Consider the following 24,028-nt stretch of genomic DNA (forward strand, 5'->3'; position numbering starts at 1 on the left):
AGTCTCTCCTTAATGGAAGTCATCTAACTGACGGTTGTCCTCACTTTTCCGCTTAGTATCCATTCGCTTGTCGTAATCGGAGTAGTCGACCCGTCCCTCCGAAATTCCGTGTTCATCCTCGTACACCATCAACCACAGCCGGACCAAGTAATAGATGAACGGCGCGGGGATCGCGTTCTTTGCGACGTGACCCTTCGGGTACGGCATCGGCGAGTAGTTTTTGACCGCCGCCCACCACTCTTTGGACCGTTCGGAGAAGAAAAACGACGAGGTCTCAGCTTTATCAGACGGTCCATCTGTGGTCAAGAGTCGCTTCTCACGGGGAGGTTGTGGAACACTGAACGAAGTTTCGAACGCGCGTTCGTACTTGATCGGCATACCGAACATTCGACCGTTCAGAACGATTGGATCGTCGAGCGGCGCGCGTGGAACGTTCTCGATGATGTGATGATCACAGTATTTCTCTGCGAGCATCCGTGCACTCGGGATCATGTTCTCGTGCTCGTCCGGATTCCCCGAAATGCTCGTCGTCGCGGCCCACCGTGAGCAAACCGGGTGAAACAGTCCGAGATCGAAGGAGACATCGTCGTCGATTGGGAGATCCCACCCCTTGTCCTCGATGTGAGCGTCTGCTTTGATCGGTGTACTCTCGTTCGTGTCCTTAGGATCGATTCCGACACGAATTACGTTCCCGAAGTCGCTGAGTACCTCTGATTCTGTCCCATAGTCCGCAAAGCAATGGAGGATGAGCGGCTCTTCGCGTGTCGACATCTGTTCCGAGGTCATACGAGATCACCTGATACTCGCCCGGGGTTCTGAGAGTACCAAAGAGAACTCGGCGTAGAAAACATCCGTTTAGAGTCCGCTTGGATTGTCACTGTTGTGCGCTTAGACAGCGACCCAATTTAAAACCTATATCTGTAAATAGCGTTTGAGTGTCGACTAATCTACAGTGTCGCATCAATACTACATACTCATTAAGTAGTGTGCCTACTCCTCCAGTTCCCGAAAGTAGATACAATACTCATTGGCGAAACACTGCTCACACAGTGGTTCAGTCTGACAGATCAACGCACCGAAATCGAGCAGAGCCAGGTTGTACGCACGGGCCTCGTCGGGTACCAATCGCTCCGTGAAAGCGAACTGCTCCGCTTCTGATTCAGGCCATGTGTCTCGAAATACCCGGCTGTACACCCGCTCGACGTTCCTGTCGAGTACAGGCAATCGGTCACCACGAGCAAAACACAACGTGGCGTTCGCCACGTATCGGCCCACCCGCGGAAGTTCCATCAGCAGCTCTGGCTCGGTAGGGAGGTGGTCGTGTGACGAGGCGATCTGCTTCAGCGCACTCGCACGCATGTTTTGGAACCCGAGCGGTTCGATCGCTTCGGCGAGTTCGTCTTCGCTTGCCTCCACGATCTCGTCGAGCGAGGGGAACTGCCCTAGAAACTCCGAATAGACCGTCTCGACGTTGTCAGCCGGCGTCTGGGTCAAGAAAAACTCCGCGACGAATACCTCGTACAAGGTTCGATCCGGTTCTCGCCACGAGTACTCGCGGCGGTTCTTCCTCCCCCATTCGAGCAGATCGTTTCGAAATCGTCGCTCTGTCTCGGACGTCATGGCGCGTTCAGTCGTCGGCGACGGTAGGTTCTACAGACGGAACAGCTTCTCCAACGTGAGAGAGAATCGCCTTCCCCATGTACTCACCGAGCTTCGGAGGGACTGCGTTACCGATCATCCGGCCTAGATTCGACACACCGACGTCCTCCCACTCCTCGTAAAATTCGTAGTCTTCGGGGAAGGTCTGGAGCAGAGCTCCCTCTAGTAGCGAGAGTGCGCGGTTCTGGTCTGTATCGTAGTGTCCGAATCGACCACTGCCGTAATTGTAGAACTGCGTCGTGATCGTCGGTGATGGATCGTCTGGGCGCATTCTACTGTAGGGTGCTTTGTACGTCCGCCCGCTCGCCTTCCGGTGGCAGTCCGCGAGGAGATGGTTTAGCCCCTCCTCTTCCCAAAGAGTCCAATCTCCACCGGGTTCCATGTTATCGATACGCTCTAAGTTCTTTTCAGAGAGGGAACGGGCCCTATGTACGTCGTTCTCGTCACTGACCTCACCAGCCTGTACCGGTGGGAGGTGATCGATCGTATCTCGGACCGTGGGGTAGTTATCTTCGTCGTGAATTGGGGGCTCTGGTAACGAGAGAGGACCGCGCTTTGACGCCATGACAACCCACCGCTTCCGATTCTGGGGAATCCCGTATTCAGGGCAGTAGACGTTCTTGTTCTCGTCACTGTTGATGTGGTAGTCTTGGGATTCGAGGCTCTCTATGAACGCATCGTAGACGCCGTCTTCTTGCTTGACCTGAAGTACGTTCTCGGTAACTACCACGTCCGGGTCTACGTACTCTGCGATCCGCGAGACCTCGTTCAGAAGCCCCCACTTTTGATGATCCTCGTGACCTGACTCCTTCGAGTGTCCCATCGTAGAGTACGGTTGGCAAGGGGCACACGCCGCGAGAACCTTTAGATCGGTATCCCACGGGTACATCTGTGCGATTGGTTCTGGATCCTGCGCTAACGCCTGGATATCTGCTCGTACGAAATCACCATCTATGTTCTGTTCGTACGGGTACTTGCAGTCCGGATCGTGGTCTATCCCTGCGACGACAGAAATGCCAGCTTTCTGAAGGCCGTAACTGAGTCCACCGGCCCCACAGAACAGATCCACTGCGGCCACTTTCATAATCCCTATTCTCGCGTTTCCCGAGATAAGTGTTGGGCCACAACGGCGTTTCGAGTCCCGTCGGTAACGTGAGATCCGTGATACCGGCCAAAAAAAGCCGCCAGTCCGCCCGAGAGACCATCGAATCGTAACAGAAATACTAATTGGGTAGTCTTAGTCCAGTACAGATATACTAGTTTCTCACATGGATCAGGAGCAAATACAGATCACCGACGCGGCCGAGTGGTTCTTCTTCAGCGGCGGCCCAGGAGCGCCACGCTACGGCGACGATCCGACCAAACACGCGGTCGACCACGACACCGAGGCGTTCGTCCGTGAAGTACTCCAAAATGCGAACGATCAGGGGCTCCCAAACGACAACCCAGTCGAAGTGACGTTTCGTTTCGTCACGCTCACTGGGGCCGAGAAGGAGGAGTTCCTCGATGGACTCGGGTGGGACAATGGACTCGGTAAACGGATACGAGCGGTCGGTGATACACACAACGGTCATCGTTACGAACGGGTCGTCGAACGAGTCGACGATCCCGATGCCGAACTCCGCCTCCTCGTCGTCGAGGACAGAAACACGACTGGCTTGACTGGAAGTTGGGACGAAGACTCGAACTACGCCGCACTAGTCCGCGACGAGCTCTACAGCAGCAAGCAAGACGATACCGCTGGTGGTTCGTACGGACTTGGGAAGTCCGTGCTCTGGACGTTCTCGAGCGCTTCGACGGTCGTTTTCAACTCTCACCTCGCACACGGAGAAAACGAGGGCGATTCACCGCGGCTTGTCGCCCGGTCTAAGTTCCCCACACACCAACTCCCAGAGGACGAGACGACCTACCAAGGTGCGGGGTGGCTCTGCGAGCCAATCGAGACAGAAGATGGACCCCGACCAGAGTCCTTCTGGGGGGAGCAGGCCTCCCGACTCGCAGAACAACTGCACGTCGACCGGCCAGCCGTCAGCGGAACGAGCGCTATGGTCGTCGAGTTCCAGGACCCGACCCGGGACGAACGACCGGATCTCGAAGATCTCGCACAGGAGTTCGTAGACGCCTCTGTCAAGTACTTCTGGCCAGCGATCTACCGAGGTGACCTCGATATTACGGTCGAAACGCCAGACGATACTCTGACGGCCGACGTGGAAAACGTTCCGGCGATCCGACCGTTCGTCGAGGCGTACGATCAGAGAACCACGGACACGCAGACCTTAGTAGACCCAGGAGACGTTGCTGGACTCGATATCCCGTTCAAACTCCCACCTCGTGCCGATGGAGCCGAGACTCCCGACGGTTCGGTACGGTTGTCGACTCGCCTCTCGTCTCCCGCAGACGACGATACGTACCTGAACAACGTCGCGCTGTTCCGTGGAGCGGGGATGGTCGTCAAGTACTACGATCAGAGCCGTGTCGCCTACGGCGACCGCAACTTCTTCGGCGTGTTGGCCGCAGGCGAAGCACGGCCAGAAGGGAAACCATCAGAGAGTGACCGAGAAATCGATCGGTTCCTCCGATTCGCCGAACCACCCGAACACGACGAGTGGGAGTCTACCGAGAACCTTCGTGAGCAGTATCAGCGTGGCTTCAGGATGGCACTCGACGACGTGTTCGGTACGCTTCGTGACGGGTTACGACACCTGATTTCGAAGGGCAACAACGATGATTCCCTCTCCGACAACGTTCTTAATCGGTTCCCGATCCACGGGAGCGGGAGTCCCAGATCCACGGCGTCACCCGCCGAGCCCGTCTTCGAAATCGACAGTTCGTCGCACTTCGACGGTGACGCATGGGCGATCTCTGGTCGGATCGAAGTACTCTCAGAGGAGTTCGGTGTTTGGAGTTCAGATATATCACTCACCGGTGTTGGTGAGGACGGATCTCGTTACGAAGAGATTCCCCTTGACCACGTCGAGGTAGAACAGTCCGGCGTATCTGTTTCGTTCGAGGAGGGGCGTGCCCATCTCGTCGCCAACGGAGACGTCGACGAAGTCTCGTTCTCTGGGCGCACTCATCCCGACGAAGCCGCTGACTTAGTACACGGAGATGTCGGGGAGACGCAACTAGAGATACTCGCAGAATTGCGGACACCAGAAGAGGGAGATCAAGAGTGACCAAACGTTCACAGCGACACCGTACTACGTCACTTCCCTTCAGCTATCGAGAGAAGGGAGTCGACTTCGAATTGGACTCGTTCACCGTCGACGATGGAGAGCAAAAGACGCTGGAACTGAACCCAGCACAGACAGAGATAGATCTCGCATCGGCGGTATCGGATTCCGACAGTAGTGACGAGCCAGATTGGAGTACGATCACTATCCACGGGAAACTTCGTCTGCCCGAGGAGACGGTCCAAGCAGTCTTTCCACAGGACGAGCGGAAGCAACCTCCGGCCAAACTTTACGTCACCATTCGCTGTCACGAGACGATCTACCGAGACCGAGCCGTTATCTCAGAGGCGCCTACGACACCTGATGAATACGATGTCGCACTAAAGGTTCCCAAGAACGACGTTCGAGGAACTGTCGAACTACGTCCGTATCTAGTTCGTACAGAACCCCATCCAGGAGAAGAATCGGGCAGCTACGCCGATCAAAAGAACTTCCGTGTCGCCAGTGGGACACTGTACTACCTAGTCATCGATGGGCCTGACGACGAAGGCCGAGCTGCAATCGATGGTGAGCGGGTACGTTTCTCGCAAAACGCTCACCTCCCAGACGGGAACAAACTCTACTATCTGGACTTCCGAAACGAGAGCCATCCTAAACTGTGGATAAACTCCGACCATCCCCGTATCGCCGAAGTGCTCCAGAGTAGAGGATCTGTCGGGGCCGAGGCCCGAATGCGTGACGTGATACTCGACCAGGTGAGCTACGGTGTGTGGGTCCAACTACTCGTTCGAGCAGGGAGTGCCGTAGACGAAGAGGGAGAAGTCGAGCACGAGTGGCAAGAGATGGTGCTCGAAACGTTCGCCCGCAATCTATACGACGTTAGCGACGTGTCAGAAGCGACACACCGACTCAGAGACGACCTCTCCGATCCACAGACCATCCCACACGTGATGCAGCGAATCGATAGTGAGCTTCAGGAGTACATCAACCCGAGAGAGCAACTGATCCATCTCATGGAGGAAGGACTCCAGATCTGACGTGACCGAAACAGAACTACACCGACTGACCGAAGACGGACGTCGCCTGGTGGGCGAGTCCTTCATGCGAGGCGAGGCGACGCTCACTGAAGAACAGTTGGCCGAGTACGTAGAGACCATGCCTGGTAATCCGACGGCCGATCTCGACAAGATCGATTCGGCGGTAACCCAAGTGCTAGAGGAGTACCCAGAACACGAGACAGAAATAGATGGTGCACTCGCCGAAGATATTCACCGTGGTCTCGACATCACCAGACGGACTGCCGGCGATCCGGGCCTCTGGCACTGGTTAGCAGTCGTCCGGTATCCCGATCTCGTCCGTCATCGCTGGGAGTATCGATCCGAAGAGGCAATGAGGGAGAAATTCCTCGGCGCTGGATCAGACTTGTACTCGAACGCCATCCATCGTCTTTGGTGGATTGCAGAGCTCACGGCTCGCGATGACGATTATTCGACGACTGACGCGGTCTTTGACAACCAGACGATGGTCAACAAAGTGTTCGACCGCTGGTTCGCACGCTATCAGCCTGCAGTTCGAGCCATGTGTGAGGAACTCGAAGATGAAAAGTCGAGCGTCATAGACGAGACGACACGGCGGTTCAATCACGCATTGACGAACGTACAACTCGAAGGGTTATCGGAGTCTGACGCACGGGAGATGGTTCGAAAGATCATCACTGAGTCCCGGTAGTTCAAACCAAACATCCCACAGGAGGAGGCATATCAGTCCCCCAATTCCAACTCGATCACCCGCTCGCGACAACTCGACAATTCCTCCACCCCGCCGAGTCGCGCTCTGGGATCCGGAAACGTACATTCGGCGACCTCGAACCGAACCCGTCCCTCGGCCCGTCGACATCGCAGGTACACTGGCACCAGTTCGATCTCCGCAGGGACCGAGTCGGCGATGGCCAGCAGCGGGTACACCAGTTTGTGTTTCGCGAGCGACGCCCGCGGACCGGTCTTGGCCTCGATGACGAACAGCGCCAGCTCGCCGTCCCGGCGTTCGGCGAACAGCGTGTCGATCTCGACCTGGCCAGATCGATGCCGAACCGACTCCGACAGGTCACTCCGCGGACACACGTCGAACGAGAACGTCGACTGGCCAGTCGCCGGCGGTGCCAGTGCCCCCGTCCGATCGAGATCAAGAGCCTCCGAAAGTACGCCGGACGCCAGTCCGAGGTTCACGAGTGAAGATTCCGACAGCGAAGGGAGCAACTCGAAGCTCAACAGCCGCTCCCGATCCACCGGCCCGTCCATCGACGTCGCCTCGACCCCGCAGAAGAGCGCCTCGTCCTCCAGAAAGTACTCCCCAATCCCGTCAGAGGCCTCGACCAGCACGAAGCCCGTCCCGCGGCCGTCGGGCGCCGATCCCATCCGGAGGACCATCACGTCCTCGTCTCGTAGCCCCGGATCCAGATCCGCGAGCGAATCCACCGAGATGTGTCGCGGCGTCCGCCCCGCCTCGATCCCGTGGCGGTCGACGTACCCGCGAAAGGACGTCGGACCGAAGACACCCTGCGCCGACTCGCGTAACTCCCTAAGCGCCGACTCGAAGACCATGCCGTAATCCGGTTTTCGAGAGTATACATGAAGACACTGGCCGAACGGGCATCACGTCGGTACACCGTGGCACTCGTTCCCTGCGATGGGAGATCAGGAGTGGGCGTCCGGTACGCGGACGTATCCGAGCGTATCGAAGTCACAGTCGAACGAGAACACGTGGTCGATATCGTGCGTCTCTGCCAGTGCAGCCGAAAGGTGATCGACGAGCGAGATGGCTTGATCGTCGTATCGAGCGAACGTTTCGCACGCCGCCTGAAAGGAGCGCTGTTCGTCGGACAGCACGACGAACAGGTCGCTGTTTCGGATCGTCGAAAGCGCCGTCGACGCGGCAGTGTGGCCGATATTGTACAACAACAGCCGTGTCAATTCGCCGAGGACGTACCGACTGGTGTACAGTGGTCGATACCGAAGTGAGCCCTCGCGAATGCGCGAGAGAACGGAGACCGTTCGGTCGTGGTGTCTGTCTGCTGAATCGAATCTGGCGTAAAGCGGGCCGGTATCCACGAACAGTGGGTGAAAATCGACGGTGGAGTCGGTCATCGGTCCACGTCGGCCGTTCGGTCGAGCGCGGCATCGACGTCGACGGAGGTGTCGTCAAGTCCGCTCGAAAACGAGGGTGCGGTAAACAACGGATCTTCGGTTGGGACGGTGTTGGAGTCCCCCGCCAGTTTCGCGTCGAGAGCAGCGAGTGCCTCCGTTCTGGTCTTCCCGCGAGCACTGACGTTGGTCCCTTCGTCGGTCGCCACCCACCGCTCGTCCTCGTAGGTGAGGTGGATGGCCGTCGAGTCGGGCGTGTCACCTGTGTCGGTACTCATTGGACTGGGTTGGAGTGGAGTCGAGTGCGACGTGGTCGAAGGGGCGTTTCTGATCGATTGTTGGGCACGATCACATATAAACCTCCGCCGGTCGCCCCCGACGGAATCGAGTACGCGAGACGCGTTCAGAAGAAGCGACGCCAGTGAATACGCCTAGACCCGTTCCGATCGGCCGTCGTCGACGATCGACTGAAGGGAGTCACCGCCGCTCGTTTCCTGCCTGACGGCCTTCATGTCGACCGTTCGGTCGTGGTCGTCGATCACCGCTCGCATCCGCTCTCGAAGAGCCTCCGTTCGCGAGGTCCGGATCGCTCGCCGACCCAGGTCTGCAACATCGTCTGCATCGCTCATACACCAGTGTTAGTCGCCATCACGTAAGAACCAGTGGTTAACTGGTTGACACCAGGGCTTGCTCTCGTCGGGTATCGGGCAATGCAGGAGTTTGGCGAGCGCCTGCCTACCAAGCCCCAGAAGGAAGCGAACACCGTTCTCGAGGGAAGGGCGATCGAGACGCCAATGGAACGACGCTGTAGCCGCGCTCTCGAAGGACCCGCTCGAAGACGCGGCTACAGCGTCGAGCAGAATTCGGACGTCGGTCGTCACTGGAGTTCTTTGGGTTTGAGTGAGGCCTCACGCAGGTCCTCGAAGGCCGTCGCGTTTGCGCGTTCCACGCGTCGCATCTTGTCGGGATTTGCATACCAGTACGAGAGTGCCTCGTAGACCGCTGCGAGCGACAGGTCGAGCTGATCGGCGACGTACGCCGGTGTGTATCCGCCTTCGATCACGCGCCCGGCGACGTGGCGGACACCAACACGAGTCCCGTCGATTCGAGGTTCACCGCCAAGAACCTCGTCATCTCTCGTGATCGTCATGCGAAAGGATTGGACCTCCTCTCGTATACACGGGCGGTCGTGGTCGACTCGTCTTCTAGTATACGGTCACCCGTTCGAACGCTTCGCTCGAGCCCGACCCTGCACAGACTGCCAATGGCAACGAAGCAACTCCGTCCCGTTTCCCGGACGCTTCGGCATTCGTGTCAGACCAGACATGTTTATCTCGTCCCGAGGCGTAGCAACGTGTGATAGGTATGGTAGCACATAGCAAAGACACCACCGCTCCCGGAGTTGAAGCATCGATCGACGGGGGAACGGCAACCGAAACCGGGAGACGGCGCAGACCGACGTTCGGAGACGAATCCACCATCGCCACGGCCCGCCGGGTCGTGTTCTCTCTCTCGCTCGCCGCTGCAGCCGTGTTGACGATCCTGTTCCTGCCGGAACTGCTCGCGCAGCTCGCGACGGGTTGGACCGCGGACGTCGGCGCGGAACTCGGCATCCACCGATTGCACGTGATGGGGATCGCTGCAGTCGTCGCGACGTTCCTGCTCGGCCTGTTCGCCCAGGCCGTCCGACCGCAATCGCGCGTCGCGTCGATGTGGGGCGCGTTCTCGCTCATCCTGGTCGTCAGCGCCGGCACCGTCGCGTACGGCGTCGGCCGACCCGAGGAGGTCCTGCCCTTCCTGGCACTGACGACGATCGCACTCGTCACGCACCCGGCTGGTCGGGGATTGTTCCGCCGTGGACGCGCCACCAGCCTGGCGCTCCTCGCGCTGCTCGGCGTGGCCGCGGTACCGCTCCTCGCGTTCGCCGCGACGCAGTTGCCCCTCTCGACGAACCCAGCGGATTCACACGCCGTGGAGGGCCACTACGTGATGCTCGCAGGCCTCGCGCTCGCACCCCTCGCCTACGGTATCCCCGCCGCGCTCGGAATGAGAGGCGCGCGACTCGCAGCGTGGCTCGCCGCGCTGCCGATCGCCTACTACGGACTGCTCTCGCTCTCGTTCCCCGCGCAGGTTGGTTCCACCGGCGTGCTGTGGGGTGTCGCGGCCGTCGGCTGGGCAGTCGCGTTCGTCGCCGTTGCCGAGTACTCGACGGGCGAACGGACTGGCCGCTCTCGGTTGAGCGCTGCGCGTTCCTGACCGAGTACTGGACGCGCCCGGCTGGCCCTTCGCAGCGCTGACCGACCGGCGCGGGCCGCCCGAGACGGCCGAACCGTCGAAATTTTGGTGCCCCGACACAGCCAGCGTGCATGGACGAGGAGACGGTCGGGATCGGGCTGGTCCTCACGGCCGCCATCGGTTTCGGGACGCTCGGCGTGCTGGGTATCCTCGCCGCCGACGCCGGCCTCTCGATCCCGTCGGTGCTCGCGCTGCGCTTCGCCATCGCCTCGATCCTCCTCTGGACGATCCTGTGGTACCGCGGCCGACTCCGACTGCTCCGCGGGCGCACGCTCGCCGTCGCGCTCGGACTGGGTGCGGTCGGCTACGCGGCCCAGAGCGGCCTCTACTTCCTCGGGCTGGAGTTCATGACGGCCGGGCTGGTCGGGATCGTCCTCTTCACCTACCCGGCGTTCGTCGTCGGGTTCGTCCTCCTCACGCACCCCGGCCGGGTGACGGCGACGCTCCTTGCCGCGCTCGGGTGCTCGCTCGGCGGCGTCGCACTCATCACCGGCGCCGACCCCGCAGGGGCCGATCCGCGGGGCGTTCTCGTGGTACTCGGCGCGGCGATCGTCTACTCGGGATACATTCTGGTGAGTCAGCGGGCGCTCGCATCCGTCGACGCCGAGACGCTGACGGCGTTCGTCCTCCCCGCGGCGGCTGCGAGCTTCGTCGCCTTCGGCCTCGCGACCGACACCCTCGCGGCCCCGGCGAACGCGACCGCGTGGGGCGTTTCCATCGCGATCGCCGTCGTCGCGACCGCGATCCCGGTCCTCGCCTTTTTCGCCGGCTTAGAGCGGATCGGCGCGAGTCGAGCGAGTATCGTCAGTGCCGCAGAGCCCGCCGTCACCGTCGCCCTCGGCGCGGCCGTCCTCGGCGAGCCGATCACGGTCGTGACACTCCTCGGCGGCGCGCTCGTCGTCGTGGGGGTCGTCTTCGTTCAGCGCGAACGGGCGTGACGAGCAGCCGAGTAGATCCAGAAAGCCATCCTGCCGAGACCGGAAAAGCGGAAAGCCGGACCGAAGAAGTGTCACTTACAAACGAGCACGGCGGAGAGGCGACAACGGCTTCTCGTATGGACGTCAGAGAAACGCTGACGACGGAGGCGCGCGCCCTGTGGGCGGACGGACGCGGGCCGTCGCTGGCCGTGGTCGCGAGCACGTGGGGACTGTTCGTCGGTGCCCGGATGATCCTCCCGGTGCTCCTGCCCGACCTCCAGGACGCCTACGGACTCAGCCTCTCGGTCGCCAGCCTCCTCGTGAGCGTCCTCTGGCTGTTCGCCGCGGTCGGCCAGCTACCCGGCGGACTGCTCGCCGATCGGTACAGCGAACGGGCGGTGATGGCCACCGGCGCAACCATCGTCGCCGTCGCGCTCGGTCTCGTCGTCACGGCGCCGACACCGATCGTCCTCTTCGCCGCGGTCGCGGTCTGGGGCCTCGGTCACTCGATGTACCCCATCGCGCGGATCACCGTCCTCTCGAAGCTCTACCCCGACCGGCTGGGGAGCGCCCTCGGCGTGACGATGGCGACTGGCGACGTCGGCCAGACGATTCTGCCACCGATCGCGGTCGCCGTCGCCGCCGCGGTCGCCTGGCAGGCGGGCCTCGGCTTCGTCGCGCCGCTGTTGCTCGTGGGCGCCCTCGCACTCTTCGTCGCCGTTCCCGCGACTGGGCCAGAAGCGATGGACGGCCAGAGTACCGCGACCGACGATGACGGCCCCCACAGTACCGACGCTCCAGCGGCGACTGACGGCACAGGGGCCGACTCAGACGAGGGCGTCCTCCGAGAGACGCTGGCGGTCTTCGGTGAGTTACGCGACCCCTCGCTCGGGTTCATGACGGTCATCCTCTTTCTGTACATCTTCATCTGGCAGTCGGTGACGGCGCTGTATCCCACCTACCTGGAGACGGTGAAGGGACTCTCACCCGCCACCACGAGTTTGCTCTTCGGCTTCTTCTTCGCGGTCGGCGTCGTCGTCAAACCCGTCGCGGGCGCCGCCTACGACCGAATCGGGATGCGAGGGGCGCTGGTGGCCGTCCTCGCCCCGCCGGCGGTCGGCCTCGCGATCTTACCGTTCGTCTCCGGGCTCTGGTTGCTCGTCCCGACGACGGCCCTGATCAGTACGATGCTCGGTTCCGGCGCGGTCACGCAGTCGTTCATCGCCGACGCGTTCACCGAGGAGCGCAAGGGGACCGGGCTCGGCGTCGTCCGGACGACGACGGCGACCCTCGGTGCCGCCGGGCCGGTCGTCTTCGGCGTCCTCGGCGACAACGGCTACTTCGACGAGGGCTACCTCCTCCTGGCCGCGATCATGGCCGCCGTCGTCGGCCTCACGCTGGTGATGCCGGAGACGGACACCGATGCGAACTGAGCTGCCTCACTCGCTCGTCGCCCGCATCGGCTGCACCTCGCGATAGGTCAGCGTTCGCCAGAGCCACTCCAGCGGACCGAAGCGGAAGTATCGGAGCCAGAGCACCGACACCGGGACCTGAATCGCCCAGATGAGGAGAACGACCCCCAGCAGTTCGACCCGCGACAGGCTGGCGAACAGCCCCAATCCGTGGCCGTAGAAGATCGACGTGGCGAGCACCGTCTGGAAGATGTAGTTGCTGAAGGCCGTCCGCCCGACCGCGGCGAGTGACTGGGTCACGACACCGTCCGGCCGAAAGCGGCTCCACAGCATCACGAGGCCGATGTACGCCCCCGCGAGGCCGAAGCTGCCCCAGTAGTTGAACTGCCGCCAGAAGATGCCGGCGCGGTAGGACCAGTCGGCCGATTCGATGAACACGATCCCGGTGAGAACGACGGTGAGGCCGGCGACGCCACCGCCGACGATCAGCCGGCGATACTCCCGAATCGAGCGGTCGTTCGTCAGGAAGCCCCACTTGAACAGCGCCATCCCGAGCAGCATCGAACCGCTCACGCGGTAGGCGGAGTAGCCGAGAAAGCCGGTCGTCTGGCGCCGGATCGCCGTCGGGAGCCGATGGTCGAACTGTTCGAACCAGCCGCCCCGATAGGCGTCGATCTCGGCCTCCAGGACCGACTTGGCCGGTTGCCACGCCGTCGACGTCGCACCGGGGTCGATCGACAGGCCGGCAAGCACCTCCGTGGCCGACGGGATCGCGAGAATGAGAACGCCGGTGATCGCCAGCGTCTTCGCCGGCAGATCCCGCAGGAGCACGACGAAGAAGCCACAGACGGCGTAGGCGACGAGGATGTCGCCGTACCACAGCAGGTAGGCGTGAGCCAGCCCGAAGACGAGAAGCCAGCCCGTCCGCCAGTAGTGCAGTTCGAGTGTCGGCCGCCCACCTCGCTCGTCCGGCCGGGTGAACAGCACGACGCTCGCGCCGAAGAGGAAGGTAAAGAGCGCGAGGAACTTCTGGCGGAAGAAGACGTCGGAGACGAACCAGGCCCACCAGTTCGCCCCCGAGAAGTCGCCGTAGGCGGTCGGATTCCCCAGCACCGCCTCCGGCATCGCGAACACCCAGATGTTGACCATCAGAATGCCCAGCAGCGCGAATCCGCGCAACGCGTCGAGGCCGACGATCCGCTCCGAAGGCGGCGTCGGCCCGCGGTCGGCCGTGGGGGCGGACGCGGCGTCGTCGGCCGACGCGGGGTCCGCAGCCGAGCCGGAATCGGCGGCCGGACCGGGATCAGCGGCCGTCGTGGGGTCGGCGGCGTCGGCCCCGGACCCCGTGTCGGACGAGGTGGGTCGCTCACCACTCATCGGCCACCCCGCGATGCTGGGCCCGAATCGGGAAACGCACGCTCGCATCACGCCAGGAACGGGACATCGTCTATGCGCCATCTGGCACGGTCGGTACAAAAAGGAGGGAGGTTCGTCCGCGCTACTCGTCCGCTGGCAGCCCAGAAGTGGCCTCACCCGTCGCAGGCGCGCGCTTGCCGGGTGGCGAGACGCGGAACGTCGGGGACTCCCACGTGTCCCAGTGCTCGGGGTTCTCGGGGTCGCCGAGCGCGCGGAGCGCCTCGACGGTCAGCGTGTACGTCCCCGGCGGGACCGGCCGTCGGCTGTCGCTCTCCCCGGCCCGTGTCCGACCGTCCCAGACGTACTCGTAGTAGGTCTCGGGATCGGGACTCCGCGGTGCATACTCCTGTTCGAGAACGGTGAACGACTGGCCGGTCCGTTCGTTGACGGCCGTGAGTCGCAGTTCCTGCGGGTAGTGGCCGAAGAAGGCCTCGACGGCGGCGACGGCGTCCGGGTCGTCGGGCGACTCCTGGAGGAGTGGCTCCTGCGCGACGAAGTCATCGGCCGCGGCGTAGTAGCCGAAGAGTGGGAGGTCCTGGTAGTCCCCCTCGTAGCCGCTGTAGGGCACACGGAGCGAGTCGTGGGCCTCGTCGGTCGGCGTGAACGTGACGTAGCCGCCGTACTGGTGGTTCGGCAGCCCGTACGCCGGTGCCGTAATCGTCAGTTCCACTGCCGCCGACTCGCCGGCGGGCACCGTCACGGTCTCCGGTCCCGACACGCTGCTGCCGGACAGATAGAACCCGGGCGAGAAGGTGTTGACGGCAGTGCCGACGGTCCCCGCGTGCCCGAGTTCGTAGGTGACGTCGGTCTCACCGTCGTTGGTGAGCGTCACCGTCACTTCGGCTGCCGCCCCATCGCCCAGCGAGAGCTGGCCCGGTGCGGCGCGCTGGTCCGCAGTGATCGCGGCGTCGACCTGGATCATGCCCGCGCCCTGGCGGAACGAGTGATCGAGGGCGCCGATACCGGGCGCGAGCGACCACGGCTGGGGCTCGGCCACGTTCTGCAGGCGATCGCGGACGTCGATGGGATCGAGGTCGGGCTCGGCCTCTAGCAGTAACGCGACGCTTCCCGCCACGTGCGGCGCGGCCATCGACGTCCCCGAGAGCATGCCGTAGCCACCGAACTCGAGCGGATAGGTCGACGTGATCAGCCCGCCGGGCGCGGTGACGCTCGGGCCGAAGGCGAGTTCGACGTCCTGGCCGTACGAGGAGAACGACGAGAGCAGCCCGCCGTTGGGGTTCGGGACGGTGACCGTCTCGTCGGTGAAGTCGAGGGTGACCGTCTCGCCCGATTCCAGCAGGTCGACCAGCGCCGCCCCGCCGGTGTCGCTGATCCCGGCGCCCCAGACGCCCTCGGCGCCGGCGTTCTGGATCGTCCCGCTGAACAGCCCGGAGACGTTGTTGAAGATGACGACGCCAGTCGCGCCCGCAGCGACGGCGTTCTCGTACTTCTGGGCGAACGCGCAGTGGCCGCGCTGGATCAGGGCGACGTGGCCCTCGGGAAAGTCGGCGAAGTCGGCCGCATCACAGCCGAAGTAGCCCGTCTCACCGCCGATCTCGCTCTGGGCCGGCAACGCCAGCGGGGCCGACTCGCCCTCGGTCGGCGGTAGCTCGGCTCCGGCGAGTTCGAGGTACGGGACCGGGTCGTCGAGCCCGTCGACCGCGAAGCCGTTGGCCGTCAGGTGCGTGTTCTCGGCGCTCGCGACGCTGATCACGTCGTGGGCGTTCGCCGGCGCACTCATGCTCCAGGCGCCGAGGTCGCCGTCGTTCCCGGCGGAGTTGACGACCACGACGCCCTGCGCGACGAGTTCGTTGCTCGCCGCCGTCGTCGGGTACGCCTGGCCCCACTGCAGGCTCGCGCCGAGGGACATGTTGATGACGTCCATCCCGTCCGCATAGGCGTCCTCCATCGCGGCGACGATGATCTCGGCCGTGCTGGAGCCGGTGTCGAAGATCTTGTACGCGCCGAGGGTCGCGTCCGGTGCGACGCCCGTCACACCGTCCTCGTCGGCCGCGTCGGCCGCGTCGGCGCCCACGATGCCGCTCACGTGCGTGCCGTGGCCCTGCGGATCCATCGGATCGGGGTCCGGATTCGGCTCGTCCGCCTCCGGATCGCCCGCGTCGTAGCCCGCGCCGACGTAGTCCCAGCCGTGACTGATCCGCGGGTGGACGTCGCCTGCGGGACCGGTGAGCGTCCGATCACCCTCGCTCTCGGCGGTGTAGACGACCGACCCGTCGCCGCTGCCGCCGAGGTCCGGGTGATTGTAGTCGATGCCGGTGTCGATCACCGCGACCGAGCGCCCGTCGCCCGTGAACCCGAGTTCGGACTGGGCGGCGTCGGCGCCGGTCATCGACAGGGCCGTCTCCAGCATGGGCGAGGCGTCTGCTGGGTCCGGACGGTCGACGATCGCAACCGGGTACACCGCGGCGACACTGTCGAGCGCGGTCATCGCGACCGCGTCGCCGAACGCGGCGGTCACCGAGAGGCCGTTCCACAGGCGCGTGAAGTCCCGGCGCTCGGTGACGCCGAGGCCCTCGGCTCGCACGTCGGCGCGGAACCGGGCCCGTTCGTCCGCCTGGGTGCTCGCCGTTCCGCCGCGGACCCGCGGGTCGGCGTCGAACGCGACGAACCAGCGGTCGCGTACCCACCGACCGGACGCTCCCGCGCGGTCGTCCCACGGCGGTTCACGATCCGGGTCGATCGGGGCGGGGCCCGACGCGTCGGCCGTTCCGGAGACGGTCCCGAACACCGCTCCGAGGCCCGCGACGCTCGCGAGCTGCATGACGGTTCGGCGGTCGAGGCGATACGTACTGTCGTCGGCGTCTGTGTTCCGTGTCATGGCTCTCAGCCAGGGGGTCACGGCCGGCGACACCGTCGAGTCGATCGATCAGAAGTCCGGACTGGCCGGCTAGCGTGACTGTCATTCGTGCCCATACACGGTCACATGAATCCACAGCTCTCTTCTCACGAACTGATACCGATCGGCCGCAAAGTGAAAAACTGGAACGCGCCGAGCGATCACTGACGCGTCGCGGTTCGACCGTCCCCGCGTACTCTCGACACCACCCAACAGTTCATACGTCGAGGGCGCCTAGTACGTGGTATGCCCGAAGAAGTGCTCTTCAAATCCGAGGCCAGTCGTTCCCGGGAAGATATCGCGGCGACACTCCGATCCGTCGCCGACAAACTGGACGCCGGCGAGGCGATCACGCTGAAAGCGGGAAGCGAGTCGGTCACCATGGACCCGCCCGCACAGCCGACGTTCGAGGTGAAAGCCGAGCGCGAGGGCCCGACGGACGGCTCCGGCGAGTTGAGCGTCGAGTTCGAACTCGAGTGGCCGGAAGACGGGGCCACCGACGGCGACGGGAACGGTGACCTGCAGATCGAGTGAGGCGATTCACCGCCGGCCCCAGCCGGCCCTACATCGATGTAGCCGAACAGTTACGGCCGTCGCTCCCGAACGGCGCCCGTGAGCAGCCACGTGTTCGATCGACCGGAGGCACGATGACGAGCGACGACGAACCGCTCCCGACCGAGGTGCAGATCGCCGCCCTCGAAGCGCTCCGCGACGAACTCCAGGAGAAGCCACTCAAGGAGACGCGGCTCGCGGATCTCTTCGTCGAAGTCTCGACGAGCCCGCCGCAACTGTGGAATCGGGCGACGGCGTTTATCACCGTCGAGCCTGTCGAAGATGTCGAAGGCACGAGTGGGCACGGTGACGACGCGACCAACGGGGAGTTGGGCGACGAGGAAGCAGGCGGCGATGAGGCAGGCAACGGAGAACAGGGCGACGGGGAGGCAGGCGACGGGGATTCCGATCAGGCGACGGCAGTCGTCACGGACGTCTCGAAACTGGCCCGGGGCTGGTGGGCGCCGGAGATCGTCGAGGACTGTGACGCCATGATCACGATCGACGTCCACGCCGGACTCCCGACGGAGAACTTCGTGAAACTCGCGACGGCGGAGATCGACGAACAGATCGAGGCGATTCGGTCCGGCGAGGACATCGATCAGGGCCCGCCACTTTGAGGCCGGTGCCAAGCGGGTAGAAGTCGGGTGGAACCAGCCTCGACGAATCCGATATCGACAGCGGTGCGTACGCGCTCGGAGTGGCCTAAACGGCCGGTTCGGAGTAAACGACGATCGGGACGATCGAAGTAAGGAAAACACTCAATTGTAAGGAAGCCATTGTTACGTAAGAGAAGAGATGATCGCAAAGGAGGCGCGCGTCACGAGCAAAGGGCAGGTGACGATTCCGAAGGAGATACGGGAGCGACTCGAACTCGACGCGGGAACGGAAGTCGAGTTCGTCCTCGACGACGAGGGGCAGATTACCGTCCACCGAAAGCGATCGACGATGGCAGAGCTGCAAGCACTTCGCGACCGACTCGCGGATCACGACGTCGATCTGGACGAGATGAGAGCGGCATCGAAACGAGCCTGGGCCGACCAGGCCGGATTCGAGTCGTGAGATGTACTTCGTAGACTCCTGGGTGTGGCTCGAGTACCTGCTCGACGGGGAGGCAGCCGATGCCGCCGAAGCGGTGATACGAGACGCGACGACCGAGGCGGGAGGGCTGATCGCGCCGACCGTCGTCGCGGAGGTCCGATATCGAATCCGGTGTGTCGAAGGCAGTGATGCCGCGGACGAAGCAGTCCGAATTCTCACGAGTGCAGACGAGATCCAGAGTATGCCGCTCATCGACGAGGTCGCGTCCGAAGCCGCCGATATCAGGTTCCGGTACTACGATGGAGGCACGTGCGAGCTCTCGTACGCGGACGCGATACACGTCGCGACGGCCAGCCTCCACGACGACTGTGAGCGCCTCTACAGTGGCGATCCGGACTTCGCCGAGATCGACGAGATCGAGACGATCATCCTCGAACGATAGATCGGGTCGTCGGCACCGCCATCAGGCCGCGTCTCTAACTGTCACCGCGAGACCGCTTCCGACCGGGAGGATGGAGGTGGAAAAGCCCTCGGCTTCGCGAACCGCTTCCAGGTACGCGACGATCCCGCGGGCGTTCTCGTCGTCGGGGAGGTCGCCGTCGTCCAGCACGTAGTCCAGACTGTCGTGGTAGTCGTGGCCGCCGTAGAGCATATTGTCGGCGATGACGACGCCGCCCGGCGCGATCTCGTCGCGGATCAGGTCGAACGCGTCGGCGTAGCGTGATTTCTGGTGGTCGATGAGGGCAACGTCGAACGGCCCCGCGTAATCGTGGGCGATCTCCATCGCGTCACCGCGTTCGAACGTGGCGCGATCGGCCAGGCCGGCGCTGGCGAGGAACTCCTCGCCCTTCGCGAGTTCGTCCTCGTCGATCTCCGTGAGGACGATCCGACCGTCGTCGGCCATCCCCTTCAAAAACCAGTACGCCGAGTAGCCGAAGCCGGATCCGAACTCGAAGATACGCTCGGCCTGCGTGGCAGCGGCGTAGGACCGAAGGACGCCGCCCGCATCCGGGCCGATGATCGGAAAGTCGTGCTCGTCGGCGAACGCCGCCATCTCCGCGTGCAGGTCGTCGTGTTCGGGCCCGAGCGCCCGAACGTATCGCTCGGCTTCCTCGTCGATGTAGCTGGGCATGGGCGAAGGGACGGCGGACCGGGGTATAAGCGGTGGGGCCTCGAGGCCGTAGTGAGACCGTCGACGCGCCATCGACGGCAGGTTCTGGCGGGCACGACGAGGATCCCGCCGGCGCGGTGACCGCCTTTCCGTTCACGCAAAGGCGTTTCACGCCGGTCGTGGGAGTCTCTGCCATGACGACGACGCTCGAATTCGCCCGGTTCGTCCGGGAGACCGACTACGAGGACCTCTCGGCGGACGTCCGCGACGCGTTGAAGCGCCGCGTGCTCGACTCGGTCGGGATCGCGATCGCCGCCGAGACCGACGCATCGACCCGCATTGTCGACCGGACCGTGGCCGAGCTGGAAGCCGACGGGCCGTGTACCCTCTGGGGGCGCGGCCGCAGGGCCTCGCCGGTCCAGGCGGCGATGCACAACACCGCACTCACCCGGTATCTCGATTACATGGACTCGTTCCTCGCGCCCGGCGAGACGCCACACCCGAGCGATACGATCGGGGCGGTGATCGCCGCCGCGGAGTACGCGGAGTCCACGGGCGAAGACCTACTCGCCGGTCTCGCGATCGCCTACGAGATCCAGGGGGAACTCGCCTGGAACGCACCCGTCCGCGACGAAGGGTTCGACCACGTCACGCACACGGTGATCGCGGCCGCCGCGGGCGTCGCGAAGGTCCTCGGCCTCGACGAACTGGAGACGCAGAACGCCATCGCCATCGCCGGGACGGCCCACAACGCACTCCGGGTGACTCGCACCGGCGGCATCAACGAGTGGAAGGGGATCGCCTCGGCGAACGCGGCTCGCAACGCGACGTACGCCGCGATGCTCGCCCGCAACGGGATGGACGGACCGCGCGACCTCTTCGAGGGCCAGAAGGGCTGGCAGGACGTCATCTCGGGCCCCTTCGAGGTCGAGCTGACGCCCGGCGAGCGCGTCCACGACGTGATGACCAAGCGCTACGTCGCGGAGACCTACGCCCAGTCTGCAGTCGAGGGCGTCGTCGAACTCGCCGAGCGAGAGGACGTCGATCCAGACGACGTCACCGGGATCAAACTCGAGACGTTCGCCGGCGCGAAGCTCATCATCGGCGGCGGCGAGGGCAACCGGTACGAGGTCGAGAACCGAGCCCAGGCGGACCACTCTCTGCCGTACATGCTGGCGGTGGCGCTGATCGATCGAGACCTTTCGCTCACCCAGTACGAGCGCGAACGCATCCTCGCGGCCGACGTCCAGGACCTCCTCCGGGTCGTAGACGTGACGGCGAACCCCGATCTCACCGAGCGCTTCGAGGCGGGCGAGATGCCCGCGATCGTCGACGTCACGATGGACGACGGCACCACCTACCGCGTCGAGAAGGACGCATTTCGGGGCCACCCGACCGACCCGATCGGCTGGAACGGCCTGGAAGAGAAGTTCGACGCCGTGGCGGGCGAGTACCTGGCGAGCGGGGAACGCGACGAGCTCGTCGAGAGGATCAGAGGTCTGGACGAGCGGAACGTCTCGGAGCTGACGGCGCTGCTCGCCTGAACGGCGACGTCGATCACGTCAAACGGTGCCTGGCGATAGCTGTCGCTCGGAAGTAGTAGAGAGACGGGGTAGGTCCGTCAACCGTAACCGCACGTGGAAACCACGCGGGTCGAAAGGAGTCGCCAGACCGTGCCGCCTATTGGGGACTTGCGTCCGTCGCTACAAAACCCCTCCGGTACGCAGGGCGGGGTGGCGACCAAGCGAGTCGCGATCGCCGCCCGCGAGATTGTAAGCGCGTGACAGTTTCATGGCCCTGCTCGTGGTGCGACCGAGCGTATGTCAGACTCGACTGCGAACACAGACGAGATCGACGACCGCGCGTTCGACTTCCTGCACGTCAACGAGCGCGAGGACAAGCCAAGAGAGAAAGGTATCACGGAGATTCGCGGCCCGTACTACGACCCGATGGGCCCACGGGAGTTGCGCGACATCTTAGAGACGATGGGGCGGTGGGTGGACATATACAAGTTCTCCGGCGGTTCGTTCGCGCTCATGCCCGAGGACGCCGTCCGCGAGCTGATCGACATCTGTCACGAGTACGACGTGAAGGTCTCGACGGGCGGCTTCGTCGAGAACGTCCTCGTCCGTGACAACGACGAGGTCGAGCGGTACTTCGAGGAGGCCGAGCGACTCGGGTTCGACATCGTCGAGCTGTCGAGCGGCTTCCTCGCCATCGGCACCAACGACATGGTGCGGATGACGGAACTCGTCGCCGAGGAGTACGAGATCGAGCCGAAGCCGGAGATCAACGTCCAGTTCGGCGCCGGCGGCGCGACCGATCCCGAGATCTTAGCGGAGCAGGGCCAGCAGGATCCCGAGCAGGCCATCGAGGAGGGCCGTCGCCACCTGGAGGCGGGTGCGAACCTCCTGATGGTCGAAGCCGAGGGGATCACCGAGGAGGTCGTCGAGTGGCGAACCGACGTCGCCTACCGGATCGCGAACGAACTCGGGATCGAGAACCTCGTCTTCGAGGCGCCCGGTCCGGAGATGTTCGAGTGGTACATCAAGAACTTCGGGCCCGAGATCAACCTGTTCGTCGACAACTCCCAGATCGTCGAACTGGAGTGCATGCGCTCGGGTCTCTGGGGGAAGGCGACCACCTGGGGCCGGACCGTCACCTGGAAGGGCGATCGCGAATGAGACGCGTCTCGGCAGAAGTTTGGTCACTCAAATCTACTGAACCCCGTTCGGTCACGTACTGGCCAGCCGTATCTCGATCAGCGAGAGGGCGTCCGAAGGCACCGCCGCCGCGAACGCCGATTCGACATCGTCCCACGTCCCGGGCCGGTGCGCCTCGATACCGAAGCTCTCCGCGAAGGTGACGAAGTCGGGGTTCCCCAGGCCCGTTCCGGTGGACTCACCGCGGTGTTCGACCTGCTTTTCGGAGATCAGGCCGTAATCGTCGTCGGTGAAGACGACGACCGTGAAGCCGCAGTCGAGTCGCGTCGCCGTCTCGAGTTCCGCGGCGTTCATCAGGAAGCCGCCGTCGCCGGTCACGGCGACGACGTTCGAATCGAGGGCCTGATCGGCGGCGAGCGCGCCGGGAACGGCGATGCCCATGCTCGCCAGGCCGTTCGAAACGATGCAGGTGTTCGGCTCGTAGGTGGGGAACGCCTGCGCGATCGCCATCTTGTGACTGCCCACGTCCGAGACGAGCACGTCGTCGTCGGCCATCGCCTCGCGCAGGAGCGGGAGGGCGTTCCGGACGGAGATCGGATCGTCTGCGGTGGGCGGCGACGTGGCCTGGGCGAGGATGCGATCGTGACGGTCCGCACACCACAGCGAGTGCGCCTCTGCCGGAATCCGCTCGCCGACGGCCTCGAGGGCGGCGCCGACGTCCGCGACGAGTTCGACGTCGGGCGTGTAGTGGCGATACACCTCCGCCGGTTCGTGGTCGACGTGGACGATCGCGGTGTCGAGGTCCGGATTCCACGCCTGCGGGTCGTGCTCGGCGATGTCGTAGCCCACCGCGATCACGCAATCGGCGCGTTCGATCGCCCGCTCGGCCTCTCCCTCCGGCCCGGAATCGAGCGTCATCAGCGAAGCCGGGTCGTGATCGGAGATCGCACCCTTTCCCATGTACGTCGCGACGACGGGGATCTCGAGGCGGTCGACGAAGTCGCGGAGGTGGTCCGCCGCCCGGGTCCTGACGGCACCGTTGCCCGCGAGGACGATCGGCCGATCGGCGGCGTCGATCACCGACGCGGCCCGCTCGACGGACGCGTCGTCGGGATCCGGCCGGCGAACCTGTTCCGATTCGAAGATCGGTGTCGCGTCGACCGACGCCGTCTCGACGGGTGCAGCGGCGACGTCCTCCGGCAGTTCGAGGTGCGTCGCACCCGGCTTCTCGTACTCGGCGAGTTTGAACGCCTTGCGGACGGACTCGGGGACGGTTTCCGGCGCCGCGATCTGGGCGTTCCAGGTGACGACGGGTTCGAAGACGTCGACCACGTCCAGCGCTTGGTGGCTCTCCTTGTGCAGGCGTTCGCGCCCGCCCTGGCCGGTGATCGCCACGAGCGGGCTCTTGTCGAGTTCCGCGTCGGCGACGCCCGTGATGAGGTTGGTCGCACCGGGACCGAGCGTCGCGAGACAGACGCCGGCCTCGCCGGTCACCCGGCCGTGGACGTCGGCCATGAACGCGGCCCCCTGCTCGTGTCTGGTGGGGACGAACTCGATCGACGACGCCCGGAGGGAAAACAGCAGGTCCTCCACCTCCTCGCCGGGGACGCCGTAGACCGTCTCGACACCTTCGGCTTCGAGACAAGCAACGAGGAGATCCGACGCGGCGGTCACACTCGCCACCCCCGATTTCGGCCCGGTTCGGCGCGTCTCCCCTGCCGGTCAGGACACGTTCGGAAGCCCCTCACTCGCGATGGCACAGAGCCGTCGATCGCCGATTTGCTGAGCGCCA

Annotated in this window: 24 protein-coding genes; 12 read left to right on the forward strand and 12 right to left on the reverse strand. The window is 63.9% G+C overall.

Annotation, left to right across the window (positions count from 1 at the left end):
- Positions 1-9: 9 nt before the first annotated feature.
- The 3 genes from HALRU_RS14670 to HALRU_RS14680 form a co-directional block, all read right to left on the reverse strand.
- The gene (locus HALRU_RS14670; RefSeq protein WP_015302170.1) at positions 10-786 is read right to left on the reverse strand and encodes a hypothetical protein; all 777 of its coding nucleotides are present in this window, start codon (positions 784-786) and stop codon (positions 10-12) included.
- 204 nt (positions 787-990) lie between these two features.
- A complete protein-coding gene (locus HALRU_RS14675; protein WP_015302171.1) occupies positions 991-1,620 on the reverse strand; it encodes an A/G-specific adenine glycosylase in 630 nt (209 codons plus the stop codon).
- Between the two features lie 7 nt (positions 1,621-1,627).
- Entirely contained in the window at positions 1,628-2,743 is a 1,116-nt protein-coding gene (locus HALRU_RS14680) for a DNA cytosine methyltransferase (protein ID WP_015302172.1), read from the reverse strand.
- 184 nt (positions 2,744-2,927) lie between these two features.
- On the opposite strand from HALRU_RS14680, the gene HALRU_RS14685 reads away from it, so the two are divergent.
- The 3 genes from HALRU_RS14685 to HALRU_RS14695 all read left to right on the forward strand — a co-directional run bounded on the left by HALRU_RS14685 (position 2,928) and on the right by HALRU_RS14695 (position 6,560).
- The gene (locus tag HALRU_RS14685; RefSeq protein WP_015302173.1) at positions 2,928-4,835 is read left to right on the forward strand and encodes a hypothetical protein; all 1,908 of its coding nucleotides are present in this window, start codon (positions 2,928-2,930) and stop codon (positions 4,833-4,835) included.
- 71 nt (positions 4,836-4,906) lie between these two features.
- Entirely contained in the window at positions 4,907-5,869 is a 963-nt protein-coding gene (locus HALRU_RS14690; RefSeq protein ID WP_216086542.1) for a hypothetical protein, read from the forward strand.
- Position 5,870: 1 nt separating this feature from the next.
- A complete protein-coding gene (locus HALRU_RS14695; protein WP_015302175.1) occupies positions 5,871-6,560 on the forward strand; it encodes a DUF6339 family protein in 690 nt (229 codons plus the stop codon).
- Positions 6,561-6,592: 32 nt separating this feature from the next.
- On the opposite strand, the gene HALRU_RS14700 is transcribed toward HALRU_RS14695, so the two are convergent.
- The 5 genes from HALRU_RS14700 to HALRU_RS14720 all read right to left on the reverse strand — a co-directional run bounded on the left by HALRU_RS14700 (position 6,593) and on the right by HALRU_RS14720 (position 9,122).
- On the reverse strand, positions 6,593-7,432 hold the full coding sequence (locus HALRU_RS14700; RefSeq protein WP_015302176.1) for a DUF6997 domain-containing protein: 840 nt from the start codon (positions 7,430-7,432) through the stop codon (positions 6,593-6,595).
- Between the two features lie 93 nt (positions 7,433-7,525).
- Positions 7,526-7,975 carry a type II toxin-antitoxin system VapC family toxin gene (locus tag HALRU_RS14705; protein WP_015302177.1) on the reverse strand — a complete coding sequence of 150 codons (450 nt, stop codon included), beginning with the start codon at positions 7,973-7,975 and terminating at the stop codon, positions 7,526-7,528.
- Entirely contained in the window at positions 7,972-8,250 is a 279-nt protein-coding gene (locus HALRU_RS14710; protein WP_015302178.1) for a type II toxin-antitoxin system HicB family antitoxin, read from the reverse strand. The genes HALRU_RS14705 and HALRU_RS14710 overlap by 4 nt, the downstream gene beginning before the upstream one ends.
- Before the next feature lie 153 nt (positions 8,251-8,403).
- Positions 8,404-8,601: a hypothetical protein gene (locus HALRU_RS14715; protein WP_015302179.1), complete on the reverse strand. Its 198-nt coding sequence runs from the start codon at positions 8,599-8,601 to the stop codon at positions 8,404-8,406.
- 248 nt (positions 8,602-8,849) lie between these two features.
- The gene (locus HALRU_RS14720) at positions 8,850-9,122 is read right to left on the reverse strand and encodes a DUF433 domain-containing protein (protein WP_015302180.1); all 273 of its coding nucleotides are present in this window, start codon (positions 9,120-9,122) and stop codon (positions 8,850-8,852) included.
- Between the two features lie 215 nt (positions 9,123-9,337).
- Here HALRU_RS14720 and HALRU_RS14725 point away from each other — a divergent pair, with 215 nt between their 5' ends.
- The 3 genes from HALRU_RS14725 (at position 9,338) to HALRU_RS14735 (ending at position 12,617) form a co-directional block, all read left to right on the forward strand.
- Positions 9,338-10,228 carry a hypothetical protein gene (locus HALRU_RS14725; protein WP_015302181.1) on the forward strand — a complete coding sequence of 297 codons (891 nt, stop codon included), beginning with the start codon at positions 9,338-9,340 and terminating at the stop codon, positions 10,226-10,228.
- A gap of 110 nt (positions 10,229-10,338) precedes the next feature.
- Complete coding sequence (locus HALRU_RS14730) at positions 10,339-11,205, forward strand: DMT family transporter (protein ID WP_015302182.1); 867 nt, start codon at positions 10,339-10,341, stop codon at positions 11,203-11,205.
- 116 nt (positions 11,206-11,321) lie between these two features.
- Positions 11,322-12,617 carry an MFS transporter gene (locus HALRU_RS14735; RefSeq protein ID WP_015302183.1) on the forward strand — a complete coding sequence of 432 codons (1,296 nt, stop codon included), beginning with the start codon at positions 11,322-11,324 and terminating at the stop codon, positions 12,615-12,617.
- 6 nt (positions 12,618-12,623) lie between these two features.
- On the opposite strand, the gene HALRU_RS14740 is transcribed toward HALRU_RS14735, so the two are convergent.
- Both HALRU_RS14740 and HALRU_RS16150 read right to left on the reverse strand, forming a co-directional pair.
- Positions 12,624-13,973: a DUF418 domain-containing protein gene (locus HALRU_RS14740; protein WP_015302184.1), complete on the reverse strand. Its 1,350-nt coding sequence runs from the start codon at positions 13,971-13,973 to the stop codon at positions 12,624-12,626.
- Between the two features lie 121 nt (positions 13,974-14,094).
- Positions 14,095-16,851 carry a S8 family serine peptidase gene (locus tag HALRU_RS16150; protein ID WP_015302185.1) on the reverse strand — a complete coding sequence of 919 codons (2,757 nt, stop codon included), beginning with the start codon at positions 16,849-16,851 and terminating at the stop codon, positions 14,095-14,097.
- A 264-nt stretch (positions 16,852-17,115) separates the two neighbouring features.
- Between HALRU_RS16150 and HALRU_RS14750 the strand changes: the two genes are divergently transcribed.
- From HALRU_RS14750 to HALRU_RS14765, 4 genes are all read left to right on the forward strand, one after another.
- A complete protein-coding gene (locus HALRU_RS14750) occupies positions 17,116-17,403 on the forward strand; it encodes an amphi-Trp domain-containing protein (protein WP_015302186.1) in 288 nt (95 codons plus the stop codon).
- Between the two features lie 113 nt (positions 17,404-17,516).
- Complete coding sequence (locus HALRU_RS14755; protein WP_015302187.1) at positions 17,517-18,041, forward strand: hypothetical protein; 525 nt, start codon at positions 17,517-17,519, stop codon at positions 18,039-18,041.
- 178 nt (positions 18,042-18,219) lie between these two features.
- Positions 18,220-18,483, forward strand: a complete 264-nt coding sequence (locus tag HALRU_RS14760) for an AbrB/MazE/SpoVT family DNA-binding domain-containing protein (RefSeq protein WP_015302188.1) — start codon at positions 18,220-18,222, stop codon at positions 18,481-18,483.
- Between the two features lies 1 nt (position 18,484).
- Positions 18,485-18,904, forward strand: a complete 420-nt coding sequence (locus HALRU_RS14765) for a type II toxin-antitoxin system VapC family toxin (protein WP_015302189.1) — start codon at positions 18,485-18,487, stop codon at positions 18,902-18,904.
- Between the two features lie 21 nt (positions 18,905-18,925).
- Here HALRU_RS14765 and HALRU_RS14770 read toward each other — a convergent pair whose 3' ends face one another.
- Positions 18,926-19,594, reverse strand: a complete 669-nt coding sequence (locus HALRU_RS14770; RefSeq protein ID WP_015302190.1) for an O-methyltransferase — start codon at positions 19,592-19,594, stop codon at positions 18,926-18,928.
- Between the two features lie 173 nt (positions 19,595-19,767).
- Between HALRU_RS14770 and HALRU_RS14775 the strand changes: the two genes are divergently transcribed.
- On the forward strand, positions 19,768-21,117 hold the full coding sequence (locus HALRU_RS14775) for an MmgE/PrpD family protein (RefSeq protein WP_015302191.1): 1,350 nt from the start codon (positions 19,768-19,770) through the stop codon (positions 21,115-21,117).
- A 276-nt stretch (positions 21,118-21,393) separates the two neighbouring features.
- The gene (locus HALRU_RS14780) at positions 21,394-22,257 is read left to right on the forward strand and encodes a phosphosulfolactate synthase (RefSeq protein ID WP_015302192.1); all 864 of its coding nucleotides are present in this window, start codon (positions 21,394-21,396) and stop codon (positions 22,255-22,257) included.
- A 51-nt stretch (positions 22,258-22,308) separates the two neighbouring features.
- Here the strand turns inward: HALRU_RS14780 and HALRU_RS14785 are convergent, their stop codons facing one another.
- Positions 22,309-23,910 carry an acetolactate synthase large subunit gene (locus tag HALRU_RS14785; protein WP_015302193.1) on the reverse strand — a complete coding sequence of 534 codons (1,602 nt, stop codon included), beginning with the start codon at positions 23,908-23,910 and terminating at the stop codon, positions 22,309-22,311.
- Positions 23,911-24,028 lie beyond the last annotated feature (118 nt).

The sequence above is a fragment of the Halovivax ruber XH-70 genome, from assembly GCF_000328525.1.
In the GTDB taxonomy this organism is placed as follows: domain Archaea; phylum Halobacteriota; class Halobacteria; order Halobacteriales; family Natrialbaceae; genus Halovivax; species Halovivax ruber.